Origin of the sequence: Bacteroides sp. HPS0048 (assembly GCF_964240755.1) — a bacterium.
GTDB classification, from domain to species: Bacteria; Bacteroidota; Bacteroidia; order Bacteroidales; family Bacteroidaceae; genus Bacteroides; species Bacteroides nordii.
On record NZ_CAXSVC010000006.1, the window covers coordinates 105,132 to 117,993 of the forward strand.

The 12,862-nt window shown below is 32.7% G+C and carries 14 protein-coding genes; 13 read left to right on the forward strand and 1 reads right to left on the reverse strand.

Annotation, left to right across the window (positions count from 1 at the left end):
* Positions 1 to 5 precede the first annotated feature (5 nt).
* Together ACESQI_RS06985 and ACESQI_RS06990 are read left to right on the forward strand one after the other, a co-directional pair.
* Positions 6 to 587, forward strand: coding sequence for a manganese efflux pump MntP family protein (locus ACESQI_RS06985; protein WP_002562036.1), 582 nt, complete (start codon positions 6 to 8; stop codon positions 585 to 587).
* Positions 588 to 599: 12 nt separating this feature from the next.
* On the forward strand, positions 600 to 1,607 hold the full coding sequence (locus tag ACESQI_RS06990; RefSeq protein WP_002562037.1) for an FAD:protein FMN transferase: 1,008 nt from the start codon (positions 600 to 602) through the stop codon (positions 1,605 to 1,607).
* Between the two features lie 246 nt (positions 1,608 to 1,853).
* Here the strand turns inward: ACESQI_RS06990 and ACESQI_RS06995 are convergent, their stop codons facing one another.
* On the reverse strand, positions 1,854 to 2,147 hold the full coding sequence (locus ACESQI_RS06995; RefSeq protein WP_373125609.1) for a DMT family protein: 294 nt from the start codon (positions 2,145 to 2,147) through the stop codon (positions 1,854 to 1,856).
* On the opposite strand from ACESQI_RS06995, the gene ACESQI_RS07000 reads away from it, so the two are divergent.
* From ACESQI_RS07000 to ACESQI_RS07050, 11 genes are all read left to right on the forward strand, one after another.
* The gene (locus tag ACESQI_RS07000) at positions 2,139 to 3,902 is read left to right on the forward strand and encodes a recombinase family protein (RefSeq protein ID WP_234118848.1); all 1,764 of its coding nucleotides are present in this window, start codon (positions 2,139 to 2,141) and stop codon (positions 3,900 to 3,902) included. The two genes, ACESQI_RS06995 and ACESQI_RS07000, sit on opposite strands and share 9 nt — an antisense overlap.
* Before the next feature lie 709 nt (positions 3,903 to 4,611).
* Entirely contained in the window at positions 4,612 to 5,604 is a 993-nt protein-coding gene (locus tag ACESQI_RS07005; protein ID WP_373125610.1) for a hypothetical protein, read from the forward strand.
* Between the two features lie 689 nt (positions 5,605 to 6,293).
* Positions 6,294 to 7,316 (forward strand): DUF3871 family protein, encoded by a 1,023-nt coding sequence (locus ACESQI_RS07010; RefSeq protein ID WP_373125611.1) that lies wholly within the window; start codon positions 6,294 to 6,296, stop codon positions 7,314 to 7,316.
* A 283-nt stretch (positions 7,317 to 7,599) separates the two neighbouring features.
* Positions 7,600 to 8,235 carry a recombinase family protein gene (locus ACESQI_RS07015; protein WP_373125612.1) on the forward strand — a complete coding sequence of 212 codons (636 nt, stop codon included), beginning with the start codon at positions 7,600 to 7,602 and terminating at the stop codon, positions 8,233 to 8,235.
* Between the two features lie 580 nt (positions 8,236 to 8,815).
* On the forward strand, positions 8,816 to 9,220 hold the full coding sequence (locus ACESQI_RS07020; protein ID WP_195450179.1) for a lipocalin family protein: 405 nt from the start codon (positions 8,816 to 8,818) through the stop codon (positions 9,218 to 9,220).
* A 73-nt stretch (positions 9,221 to 9,293) separates the two neighbouring features.
* Complete coding sequence (locus ACESQI_RS07025; protein ID WP_005678234.1) at positions 9,294 to 9,725, forward strand: hypothetical protein; 432 nt, start codon at positions 9,294 to 9,296, stop codon at positions 9,723 to 9,725.
* The gene (locus ACESQI_RS07030) at positions 9,691 to 10,074 is read left to right on the forward strand and encodes a hypothetical protein (RefSeq protein ID WP_373125613.1); all 384 of its coding nucleotides are present in this window, start codon (positions 9,691 to 9,693) and stop codon (positions 10,072 to 10,074) included. Before ACESQI_RS07025 ends, ACESQI_RS07030 begins: the two co-directional genes overlap by 35 nt.
* A gap of 125 nt (positions 10,075 to 10,199) precedes the next feature.
* Complete coding sequence (locus ACESQI_RS07035; RefSeq protein WP_172680747.1) at positions 10,200 to 10,352, forward strand: hypothetical protein; 153 nt, start codon at positions 10,200 to 10,202, stop codon at positions 10,350 to 10,352.
* A 97-nt stretch (positions 10,353 to 10,449) separates the two neighbouring features.
* Complete coding sequence (locus tag ACESQI_RS07040) at positions 10,450 to 11,310, forward strand: hypothetical protein (RefSeq protein ID WP_229093556.1); 861 nt, start codon at positions 10,450 to 10,452, stop codon at positions 11,308 to 11,310.
* 56 nt (positions 11,311 to 11,366) lie between these two features.
* The gene (locus ACESQI_RS07045; protein WP_373125614.1) at positions 11,367 to 12,029 is read left to right on the forward strand and encodes a hypothetical protein; all 663 of its coding nucleotides are present in this window, start codon (positions 11,367 to 11,369) and stop codon (positions 12,027 to 12,029) included.
* Between the two features lie 106 nt (positions 12,030 to 12,135).
* A complete protein-coding gene (locus ACESQI_RS07050) occupies positions 12,136 to 12,630 on the forward strand; it encodes a hypothetical protein (RefSeq protein ID WP_373125660.1) in 495 nt (164 codons plus the stop codon).
* The last annotated feature ends 232 nt before the right edge of the window (positions 12,631 to 12,862 follow it).

The window sequence follows — 12,862 nt, forward strand, 5'->3', positions numbered from 1 at the left end:
ACACAATGACAGGATTAGAGATTTGGCTGCTTGCAATTGGTTTGGCGATGGACTGTTTCGCTGTTTCTATTGCAAGCGGTATTATTTTAAAACGGATTCGGTGGCGTCCCATGCTGGTCATGGCTTTTTTCTTCGGATTCTTCCAAGCATTAATGCCATTTCTGGGCTGGATAGGTGCCAGTGCATTCAGCCACCTCATTGAGAGTGTAGACCATTGGATTGCTTTTGCAATCCTTTCATTTTTAGGTGGACGCATGATTCTGGAATCATTCAAAGATGAAGAATGCCGCAAAGAATTTAATCCTGCCAGTCTGAAAGTAGTGTTAACCATGGCAATAGCCACAAGCATCGATGCTTTAGCCATAGGCGTCTCTTTTGCCTTTTTAGGTATCCGGGATTTCTCTGAGATCCTCCCCCCTACCGGTATCATCGGATTCGTCTCATTCGCAGTGTCATTAATAGGATTGTTATTCGGCATTAAATGTGGTTGCGGCATTGCACGAAAGCTACGTGCCGAGTTATGGGGAGGTATAATACTGATAATTATCGGAATCAAAATATTAATTGAACATTTATTTTTCAGCTAAATAAAAACAGATATGAAAGCGAAGAAAAGTTTTATCTGGTTAGGAATTCTCCTATTGGCTACCATCTGGATACTGGTACGTAAAAACAACATACCTTACAACAGTATTAATGGTTTGGTCTTCGGTACAATTTATAATATTACCTATCAATATGATGGTGATCTAAAACCAGAAATAGAAGCTGAGTTAAAGCGTTTTGATGCTTCGTTGTCTCCATTCAATGACACATCAGTGATTTCCCGCGTGAACCGAAACGAAGACATTATAACGGATAGCTTTTTCCAAACCTGCTTCAACCGTTCCATGGAAATTTCCAAAGAGACCGATGGTGCTTTCGACATCACCATAGCCCCACTGGCAAATGCCTGGGGATTTGGTTTCAAACAAGGAGCATTTCCCGATTCCATGATGGTAGACAGCTTGCTGCAAATCACTGACTACAGAAGAGTAAAACTGGTTGATGGCAAGGTAGTAAAAGAAGACCCTCGCATTATGCTCAGTTGCAGTGCAGTAGCCAAGGGATACTCCGTAGACGTGGTGGCACATTTGCTCGATAGCAAAGGCATTCAAAACTATATGATAGATATAGGTGGCGAAATAGTTGCCAAAGGAAAAAACTCACGCAATGGCCTGTGGCGTATCGGCATTAATAAGCCCATAGATGATTCACTGTCCGTCAATCAGGAAATACAGACGATTCTCGAACTGACAGACGTAGGTCTTGCTACATCGGGCAATTATCGCAACTTCTACTATAAAGATGGAAAGAAATATGCACACACCATTGATCCGAGAACAGGATATCCGGTACAGCATAACATTTTATCTGCTACCGTCATTGCCAAAGATTGTATGACAGCCGATGCCCTTGCCACTGCTTTTATGGTTATGGGATTAAAAGAAGCAGAAGCTTTTGCCAATGCAAATCCGGCGATTGATGCTTGTTTTATATACAGCGGTGAGAACGGAGAGTTCAAAACATTCTTCACAGAAGGGATGAAGAAGTATATAAGCAGATAGTTATTAAAAAAGCAATTACAGATACTTCAGGAAATAGGTTACGGAATAAAACAGTGTTATTCAACAGCATATAACGCACTGATTTTAAGCGAATAAAAGAGCCTTACCTTAAGACATAAAAGAGTGTACATTCTTGTTATGCAAAGTTGTACACTCTTGTTATACTAATGTGTACAATCTTATACTACAAATATGTACACTCTGTAACAATGGCTTAAAATGTTAAAACCACATGTTAAAACTGAGTTATTTCATAAAAACAAAATACACTGCTAATATCAGACAAACAAAAGCTGCCAAATGATTCCAATGCAATGACTCACCTTTAAACAAGACTGTAGTAAAAACGGTAAAAATAACCAAAGTTATCACTTCCTGTATAATTTTCAATTGCATCAAACTAAAAGGCCCTCCGTTTCCACTGAATCCCAAACGATTGGCCGGAATTTGAAAAGTATACTCGTTTAACATAACGAACTTGCCCATGACAAGAAAACATATTATATTTGCACCAAATATAATGCAATTACCATGAACCATAAAAAAGCAATAGCCTATATTAGAGTTTCCACAACACACCAAGATGTTGAAAGACAAAGAATAAAGTTTAAGGAATATTGTAAAAACAATAATTTACAAGCTAATGAAGAGATTATTGACTTTGGCATATCTGGTGCAAAATCTGATAGACCTGGCTATTTAAGACTACAAGCACTTACAGGTAAAGATGCAGATATACTAGTAGTTTCAGAACTATCTCGTCTTAGTAGACAAGAAGAAATATTAGAAACTATAAACATAATCCAAAATATTGTATACAATGGATTATCACTAATTTTCCTAGATGCTCCAAGTAAAGTATATGAAGCTCATTCAACACTAGATATTACAGAATTAATTATATTACTTGTTGGAGCTTTTAGGGCTGCACAAGACCGTAAGGAAATAAAACGTAAAAATCAAGAAGGGAAACAAGCGTTATTAAGTCAAAATCCTTATGCTGTTGTTGATGCTAAAATTCCTTATGGGTACAATGCTATTTACAATCCTAATGGAAATAGACCAAAGAAAATACTTATCGAAAACGAAGAAGAAGTAGCCAATGTTAAGAAGATATTCCAATTAGCTCTTGAGGGTTATTCTTTAGGAAAAATAGCCAAATACTTCAATAATAGAAATATATTATTTAGAGGAAATTTTGTTACAAGGCAATTATTAAGCGTATTAGTTCGCAATATTTTATATAAAGGAATTAGAAGAAGAATTCACAGCTTCGACAGAAAAGACAATCCCAATATTATTGAAAATAAAATCACTCCTATTATTTCTGAAAGTGATTTTGAGCGAGTAAACCAAATGCTCAAAGATAATCATAAATTTTGCTCAACTGGTAATAATTACTTCAATACACTTAGAGGTATTATAAAATGTAGATGCGGAAGAGGAATGATGGTAAAAGACAAAGGTTATACATCTGGTATAAAGAAAATGGTCTATAGATGTAATGATGTGAGTGCTAAAGACAATCCAATACATTGTCAATACAAAGATGAAATATCATATCAATTTACCAATGAAGTCATATTCAATGTTTTTAAGTACATCCATAATACAGATGAAATATTCATTTTCATGGCTAAAACTGAACAAAAAATATACGAAATAAATGAAGAAATAAAAGGTATTGAACGAAAAATAGAAAATAAAAACATTGAAATAGAAAGTCTAAATAAAGACAATAAAAGATTAATAGAAAGGTATATTCATGCCAAAAGTCAATCCATAGCTAATGCTATACAAGATGAACAATTGACTATAGAAAATAAAATTCACAAATTAGAAGATGAAATATCCCATTGCAATAAAGAGAAAGTAAAACTTATAACAAACAAAGAAAGTCTTATTAATTATATAGATACAGAAGAACTGTCTAGTTTAGGTAATGAAGAAAGAGCTGAATTATTCAAAAAGCATTTAGAGAAAGTTATTTATTTACCAGTTACTTTGATGCAAGGATTCTATATCATTACTTTCAAAAGCAAAATGCAAAGAATTGTGGCTATAAGAAAAACAGCGAAGAGCCCAATAGCGGCTATTCTTCCAGATGGCTATACAGTAGATATGAATACTAAATTAATAACAGAATATTACCAAGGTATACAAACTGGTGGTTGCTATTATCCTATTTCTTCAAGTTTTAAGCAATTAACAATCCAAGAATATTTTAAAAAATTACCACAAATTGGTAATTTGGGAATATTAAAAATTGATTATTCTTACAGAAAGGGTAAATGAAAAATAAACAATTATTAACGATTGCCAATAAAACATATTCTTCACGAATAATCATTATCAATACTTCTAGTCGATTTTTTCAGTTTGTGGTACTAGTATTAGGTCACTCCCTAAAAACTTAGTACCTTTGTATTAATATATTACAAATAGTATATAAGATAGCACAGACACAAAAGATACACTATTTTATCACCATTTTTATTATAAAACAGTACCATGCAAACATTCACCTATGAAGAAATCAGAGAAAAAGCACTAAAGCAAGGAGTAACAAATAACAGGCTTAGAGTTGGTTTATGGGCTAGCTCAAATGGCTATATTAAAAGCAAAAGGAAGATACAGGGAAAAGTTATCACAGTCTATTCGATACCCCAAATGCAATTTAACTAAGATTTATATGAAGTGTCAGATTCTCGTTTTTCAAAGTGTCAGATACTCAAGGATAATATACTAATACAAAATATACTAATATCCATAGGGGTACACCCCATTTTTCGTATTTTATATATGATACTACACAAACCAACAGGAATAATTTTTAAGAATAGAAAAGAAGCCAAGATATTTTTTGGTACTTCACGATACAGGAAGATAGAAAAAGAAAAACAGGAGATTGTTTTGATTGATAACCACGACTTCATAGCTACTGATGAAATATATAACGGTAAACAAAGACCTGATACGTATTCCTCAAAGTAAAAGTGCCAATATGGAAGCGGTACTACTTTATTATATACGGACTAAATGCAATAAAGAATGTGCTTCCGCTATTGGAGAGAAAAAGATGCAAGAAGAACTAAATTTATCAGAAAGTACAGTTGAGGGCTATATTGGCAAATTGAAAGAATATAAATCAATATTATCCATAAAAACTTTGAATCCCAATAATGAAGAGGATAAAAAAGAAATTGATAAAGCTCTTGGTGTACCTTATGAGGGAGATAAAAGGAAGAAGAATTTATACTATTTCCATGAACCCGAAAGATTCTACTTTTTAAATCCACAGTTTATATACAGGACGGATATTGAGAACGAAATAAAAGGCTTTTTAATCCGTCTTGCTTGTTTATGTGACATAGGTACTACTAAGATTTATACTCCCAATTGTAGAAAGGAAAAAGCAAATATAAAGTTCATAGCAGATAATTTAAAGATGAGCAGGGATAAAGTTAAGCGACAACTAAATGAATGTGAAGAACTAAAATTAATAAAGCCTATACCACGTGGGTATATCATTTTAGAAGATTCCTTTCTACTTAATCTCAATGGTACATTAGAAGATAGGGTATATAATAGTATATATAAGTATTGTTTAGAAAAAGAAGTAGTACCACCGAATAGATATGAATTTAGTAGCAAAGGTAATCCAATGGAATGTGACGGGCTTCTAATGTGTGCTCCTTATATATTTGATTGGTGGAATATATATAATGTAAAAGCAGTAGGATGTAAAGAATATCCCCCTTTAATGTTTGAAGCTTATATAAACGCTATTCTTTTACCCATGAGATTTCCAACACTTCCAGAAGAGCCACATTGGGAGTATTTTAAAAAAGCATTTTTAAACATAAGTACAAAGACAAGAAAGCCACAAATAGTAGAGATGTGTATAAACAATGAAAGTGAATATCCGTTTATAGCAGCTAGAAGTATTTATCCCGAAAAATTACAAAAGTCAGCTGTTTGGGATTGTGACGATTGAAACTAGTTTATTAGAAAACTCGATAAATGAAGTATAGAAAAAAATGCTTACTAAGGTCAAATAAGCTCATTATAGAGACTTTGACGAATAAAGTAGTACTACCCAACTAAAAACAAAAATAGCCGCAAGCGAGTACACTTACAAATGTGCTCAACTGCGGCTTTTTTTGTGGAACTTCTAAATTCTTGTCTAATACAAGGGATATAGCAGTTCGCAATTTTAAATATGGGAGTTAATTTTCCCAATGGAAGTGTGGGAAAATGCAAATATGACCTGTTTGATTTACATATAATTCAAGGAGTTGAACCATTGACAAACAGGTAGTTCTTGATTTTTAAGAATACCCAAAGTTACTCATAATAAACAAGGTAAAAAAATAAATAATTCTCATTCTTTGATATTACTACTTAGCATATCTTTATATGGCAGTATAATACTCTCCTTTCTATTATAGTGCATAGTAATACATAGGCACGCAATAAAGTACAGGTACTTATATATAATACCCCCTACCTATAAAAATAAGAGCTTAAATATATATCAGCTTTCTTCTCCTATGATTTACTGAATTGAAAGTTACGTACGAATGAGTAGAGTAGCTCTAACGTCCCCCTAGGGTAGTTGGAGAGAAACGAAATATATTTCAATCCACGTAATCAATTTATAAATCATTTAAAATTTTATTCGTTATGAGAAATCTACAAATTATTGGCAATGTGCCACAAGTAAGAAGGGAAAACAACTTTGGTGAATATGCAGAAGAAGTGGTAATAATCGAAGAGCCAGTAAAGCCCAAAAGGGTAAATCACTTTATAGAAGCAAACTCTATGGAGGTTACTTTAGACCATTTAAAGAATGATAATGTGATACCAGTTTTCAGCAAGGATAATGAACTGACTATTTCGCATCCACAATTCATTGAAACGGTTTGGGAAGCGGCTAATTCATTTTATAGTGGTGAACAAATCGAGCAACCAGATATAAGGTGCAGTCATGTGGTAAAAGGGAGACGTCCAGAGTCCATTAACAAGCCAAAGAACCTGTTAACGGAAGCTGACACTACCCAATATTACGAAAGATGCGCTTTTGCCATAGATATTCCATCTATCTATGAAGATGTATCTGGAAACAGGCTTAATCTTTCTATAGTTGGCGTTCGTGCCTTGAATAGAGAGAATCTGGCAACTAAGAAAAGTCCTGAATTATTCAGACTGGCGGTTTCATTCAAAAATACCGTATGCTGTAATATGTGCGTGTTCACAGACGGATATAAGGACGATATAAAGGTAATGAGCACAAAAGAACTGTTTAGGGCTACATTGGAACTACTTAATAATTTCAATGCAGCCAAAAACATACATTTGTTGCAAACGCTTGGCGATTCCTACCTGAATGAGCACCAATTTTGCCAACTACTTGGGAGGATGAGACTTCATCAATCATTACCACAAGGCTATCAAAAAGATATTCCACGTATGTTATTTACTGATACACAGGTTAACAATGTGGCTAGGGCTTATATCAATGATGAGAACTTTGGGAGCTTGGGAAATGATATTAGTATGTGGAAATTGTACAATCTATTGACAGGAGCAAACAAGAGCAGTTATATAGATTCATTCTTGGATAGAGCGGTAAATGCAACCGAAATAGCAACGGGAATAAATGCCGCTTTGCATGGAGACACTAAATATAAGTGGTTTATTGATTGATTAAACAGGGGAATATTCAGAAATGGGTATTCTCCTATTTTATTAACTACATAAAACAAAGAATCATGTTCTATTATAAGATACTCGTTTGGCTCTTTTGGGTGGTATTGTCTTTTATAACAGGTTGTGTTCCGTTAATCTTGCTTATTCTTTTAGTTGGCTTATGGGATATTGAGGAAGCGAATAAACCTCGTTAGTGTTCAAAACAGGAATGTGTTCAAATAAATCTGCAAAGGTGGTTTGAACACATTCTTTCATGTTATCAATTTAATCAAAGAATAAAATGAAAACAGCCGTAATATACGCTCGTGTTTCATCAAGTAATGACAGACAGGACACGAGCAGACAAATAGAGGATTTAAAGAAATATGCTATCTCACAGGATATAGAAATTGTGAATATATTCCAGGAGCATATTTCAGGTGCAAAGAGAATTGAGGAAAGACAGATTTTAGGAGAATGTTTGGAATACTGTAAACGTGAATCTGTGAATATCCTACTTTTATCTGAATTGTCAAGACTAGGAAGAAGCACATTACAGGTTCTTCGCTCTTTAGATATATTGCATGAATCGAAAGTATCAGTTTACATACAGAACTTGGGCTTATATACTTTGCAACCAAATGGAGATGTTAATCCAATAGCGTCTATCATGGTGACAGTGCTTGCAGAAATGGCAAATATCGAAAGAAGCAATATCCAATACCGTTTGAATAGTGGTAGGGCAAATTATATTGCCAAAGGTGGTAAACTTGGCAGAAAGACAGGTTCAACTAAAACGGATGATAAGAAAAAAGAAGAATATAAGGAAGTCATTACTTTACTAAAGAAAGGCTATTCAATTAGAAATATAGCTAAGCTACAAAGTATTGGTATTTCCACCGTTCAACGGATAAAAAATCAGTTTATAAAGCCATAAGCATAAAATATCGGTAGGGTGGAAAAATTCAGAGATTTAGTTTTTATATGGGTAGTCTTGAATTTTTCCACTACCATAGATTTATAAAGCAGAAATAACCCTCAACTTTTAATAAACAATAGTTCTTGCTATTACAAACGCTTTTCGTAACTTTGTACCAATTTCAGATACCTAATGTGTTGGGGCTGAAAGGACATATTAGTTAACGAAGAGCGTTTTAAATATTATTCTTAATCTGAAATCTCGACAATTTCAATCTCCAAGAATAATAGGCAAGAACGCTCACGTCAATGTTATATACCTATCTTGTTAAGATAGTCTATATATCGTTTGGCGTGGGCTATTGTTTATTATTTGGAGATGGGCAGTCGAGAGCCTCAGATTAGATAATATCCAATAGTTCCCACGCTTTTCTCATTGTATAATACTATCCAAAGGGAACAGGGTGGATAAAACGATATATAACTACGAATCAGACATTAAGAAACAACTTTAGCTACTATCTTTTAAGTAGCCAACTCAATTTTTGAGCAGCTTATACTACAAATGAAATTATTAACAAAAAGATTATTTACAGAATATGAAAACATTTAGATTTTTTGCGACTTTATTGGTTATTGCTTTATGTGCAGGTTTTACTTCTTGTAGCGATGACGATGATGAAAATCCATTAGTAGGTACTTGGGTGAATATAGAGAATAGGAACTCTATGGAATATAAAGAAGTAATGACTATTAATGAAAACGGTACGGGTTCAAGTGCTAATTATACTAATGGTCAATTAGACAAAGACGGAGTAGAAAATTTTAGATATACTTATGACGAAAACAGTAAGGTCTTTACTTGGATATGGGAAGAAGATAGCGACGGAGAGAGTGATGTTTATTCAATGCATGTTCGAGAACTGACAGGCTCTAAATTAGTTTTAGTTGATGATATGGATGAAGAAGGTGAAGGAGAGGTAATAACATACACAAAACAATAATAGGAATTAACGGCATAGTGCTAGTCTTATTAGGCTAGCATTTGCTTCCGTTTAATAAGAAATAGAATAGATTATGGCATATACTGTAAGAGATTTATCAAATGCTCAAAGGTTTGAGTATAAAGGATATGAAGTTTTTATGTATTGTGTTGAAGATAGCTTTTGGAGTGGAGAAAGGACTTATAAAGTTGATATAAGTATTAGCGACCATATTTATTATAGAATAGCAGAAGATATACAGATAGCTCGTTATCAACAGCAGAGACAAAGTTATTTTCCAACGGCTTATAATAGTGGGTACAATGGAACTTATGACATAATGAAGAAACTGAAAGAACGCATATTGTTTAGTTCTTCTTTTAATGTTATTGTGAAACGTAAATTTACTATACTGAAAGATAATGAGCCTTATGTTAGAGATGCAATGGGACAAATAAAATCTATCATTGATAGTAAGTTTGGTAATGTGTATGATAGATTTAAAAATATTCAAAATATTATTTGACATGACAAGGATTGGTTGGATTATTATAGGAATACTTGTTTATTTCCTGTTGGGTTGGATTTTAAAGGATATAGTTTTTTCTATCATCACAATCGAAAGTGATACTACAATGGGAGATATTTTGAAGTATGAGCAAATTGTTTACTCTGCTTTAACGGCTATTTACATTATTATAATGGATGTTGTGCAAGGAGACGAAAATGGAGACTCAGGACTTCCTATTATTTTAGTTATTGCTGCATATTTTGGAGCAAGGTTTCTACCTCTTTCAATGGGAAGCGTTATATTGTACAGTGTATTAAACATTTTGGCTATAATTTGGGAAGCTTGTGAATTGAAAAAATACTAAATAAGAAGAAGTCTAATGGAAGAGTTTTTAATGATAATATTAGCAGGAGCAGTAGGTGGTTTTATCTTTTCACTCATAGTTAAATCTGAAAACAAAAGAAAACATAACTGATAAAATAAAGATTTATGGGAGCAGTAATAGGAATTGTAATTTATGCAATAATAGCATATATTACTTGTCCACGTAAAGAAAATGGGAGTTTTGAAGAAGGAGCAGTAGCATTGTATATCATCATTCCTGTTGTGGTTTTGGCGATTTATCTTATATGTAATAATTAGAAAAAAGTCCATGAGGAAAATTTTATATTGCATATTACCAATCTTCTTATGTTCTGTTTTATCTTGTGATAGGAAAAGACAATCAAGTGAACAGGATATGAAAGATTCGTTAGCAGCAGCTAATTTTATGAAATGTGCAAAGTTTTTGTATAATACTTTGTTTGATGATGAGCTTAAATACTTTAAGCCACGTATTTTTATAAAGTACAGGCAACCTGTAAATGGCTATGATGTAACTGTTATGTGTTTGCTTTATAACTATACTTATGATAAAGAAAGAAATACAGAAATTTGGGGTAATGCCTTACTTTACTTTGAAAAGGAAGATAACAGATTCTATATTTATAATGAAAGCTTTTCTGACAGTGTTCTTTATTATGTAAACGAACAAGAAGTTAGAGATAACATGATATTAGAATTGGATTATTTACCTAAATCAACAAAGGAGTATTTGAGTCATAACTCACCATTCTTTTTCTCTGATGTGGATTTTGACGGAGAAGAAGAATTAATTATCAATAACTGGAGATGTGGTACAAGACATTGCAATACCTATGATGTTTACAAGATAACCAATAATGAAGTGAAGCAACTGACAGAAGCGCCATTTGTTAATCCAACAGGAAAAATCAGCAATTATAATTCAGATTTTGATTCTGTAAATAAAACTATAACAATACACAAAAGAACAGGAAGCGTTTACTACGATGGTTATTATAAATATGGTTTAGCTAAAAAGGTAATATTGAACAGTGATGACAGACTTAGCAAATATAACCAAATAGAACTGATAGAAGCAAAAATCATAGGTTATGATAAAAATACAGATAGTAATACTCCAACTCGTCCATATAGGCTGTATAAAAAGATAAATGCTAGATTACAGAAAGTAAGAGAAGGAAGATATAATGGTATTTCTGAATATGATACTATTGATATAAATAAGATTCATAAATAAAAATATATCAAATACCTTATTCTTATCAAGTAACAAGAATCAAGAAGCTCATGATTATGAAGTTAGTAACTATCTACATACTACTATTAATGTTATTACTATCTTGTACTAGTAAAAAGGATAGTAATATACAGGCTACTATTGACAGCTTATCTATATATGACAATCATTCTACTTTGGAAATATCAGAAGCTAAACATTTGCAATGGGTAGATTCTGTATTAGGAGTAAAAGGTGTGAAACTGATTGATTACAGAAATGGGATATACCAATATGATGATACAAGGTTTTATTGGAATAGGGCTTTTGATTATTTCTTGGTATATCCCTCTAGCTTTACACATGGAAAAGAATCGGATTTGGGCAATGGCAATCATTTTGTAAATAAGGATAGTACAATCTGTTTGAATGTGTATGCTACTTACTTCGATGTTTTTAAAGATGATTATTCGCTTCGTGAATGTTTTGATATGATGATTGATTCTGATATTGAACAAGGCAATAGAATTGTCAAGAAAGATATTACAGACCATAGTTATACTATTGAAGGCAATACTAAGGGTGGTAGATGTTTTTATAGTAAAGCTATTTGTAAAAAGGCTTATGGACGTGAGATTATTGTAACAGTGAAGTTAGAATATATGAATTTCATAAAGAAGCAAGCAGAAGAAATAATTAGTATGAATATTAATCGTTTTCCATATAATCCACTGGAATAATTCTTATCTTTATCACAACTAAATCAATCTTTGTATGTTTAAGTGGTTTCATAGAAGCAAAAATAATCATAGTAAGCATCTTTCAGAATTAAAAGAAAGGTTGGCTATTCAGGAGTTAGCTTCTTTAGATATAGAAGCAATCAAACAATTTGCTTTAAAAGATTGGGAACTTGGGGAAACTCATGGTTTACCACATTGGCAAAGAGTGGAACGTAATGGAATAATACTTGCCACATCAGAAGTAAATATTACGGTTGTTAGGTTGTTTGCTTATCTGCATGATAAATGCAGAATAGATAATGGTTGTGACATTGAACATGGAAAAAGAGCCGCTATTATGATTAATGGGATTAGACACACATTACTAAAAGAGTTAACTGATAATGAATTTGAGTTATTGTCTAAGGCTTGTGAACTTCATACTACAACATTGCGAACAGGTAACTCAACTATTGATACTTGCTTTGATGCAGATAGATTAGATTTAGAACGAGTTGGTATAATACCATATCCCAATAAAATGGCTACTTCAAAGGGAGAATATTATGCGAAGAATCTTAGTGAATTTTATGATTTAGCAGCTTTAATAACTGTGGAATAATGAAGAAGTATCTTAGAACATTAAAGAACAGCATTTGAAGAAGTTGCTGTTTTTTTATCCTTAATCTTGCTATATTGTAAATAATAGCTAATTTTGCATCCCGAAATATGCGCTCTTTGAAATGCTTAACTTTAAAACAAAGGTCACTAGCAGCAACGCTTTATTGTGTCAAAAGCACTTTAAATGTTATCCATTGGGGTAACTCGTGACCTGTAACCTTTTTAAGACAGAG

What these genes read in the sequence shown, in the direction of transcription:
- ACESQI_RS07025 (WP_005678234.1), top strand. Translation starts at nt 9,294, where the DNA reads ATGGCATATACTGTAAGAGATTTATCAAATGCTCAAAGGTTTGAGTAT.
- ACESQI_RS07035 (WP_172680747.1), top strand. Translation starts at nt 10,200, where the DNA reads ATGGGAGCAGTAATAGGAATTGTAATTTATGCAATAATAGCATATATT.
- ACESQI_RS07045 (WP_373125614.1), top strand. Translation starts at nt 11,367, where the DNA reads ATGAAGTTAGTAACTATCTACATACTACTATTAATGTTATTACTATCT.
- ACESQI_RS06990 (WP_002562037.1), top strand. Translation starts at nt 600, where the DNA reads ATGAAAGCGAAGAAAAGTTTTATCTGGTTAGGAATTCTCCTATTGGCT.
- ACESQI_RS07040 (WP_229093556.1), top strand. Translation starts at nt 10,450, where the DNA reads ATGAAAGATTCGTTAGCAGCAGCTAATTTTATGAAATGTGCAAAGTTT.
- ACESQI_RS07020 (WP_195450179.1), top strand. Translation starts at nt 8,816, where the DNA reads ATGAAAACATTTAGATTTTTTGCGACTTTATTGGTTATTGCTTTATGT.
- ACESQI_RS06995 (WP_373125609.1), bottom strand. Translation starts at nt 2,147, where the DNA reads ATGGTTCATGGTAATTGCATTATATTTGGTGCAAATATAATATGTTTT.
- ACESQI_RS07015 (WP_373125612.1), top strand. Translation starts at nt 7,600, where the DNA reads ATGAAAACAGCCGTAATATACGCTCGTGTTTCATCAAGTAATGACAGA.
- ACESQI_RS07030 (WP_373125613.1), top strand. Translation starts at nt 9,691, where the DNA reads ATGATAGATTTAAAAATATTCAAAATATTATTTGACATGACAAGGATT.
- ACESQI_RS07005 (WP_373125610.1), top strand. Translation starts at nt 4,612, where the DNA reads ATGGAAGCGGTACTACTTTATTATATACGGACTAAATGCAATAAAGAA.
- ACESQI_RS07000 (WP_234118848.1), top strand. Translation starts at nt 2,139, where the DNA reads ATGAACCATAAAAAAGCAATAGCCTATATTAGAGTTTCCACAACACAC.
- ACESQI_RS06985 (WP_002562036.1), top strand. Translation starts at nt 6, where the DNA reads ATGACAGGATTAGAGATTTGGCTGCTTGCAATTGGTTTGGCGATGGAC.
- ACESQI_RS07010 (WP_373125611.1), top strand. Translation starts at nt 6,294, where the DNA reads ATGAGAAATCTACAAATTATTGGCAATGTGCCACAAGTAAGAAGGGAA.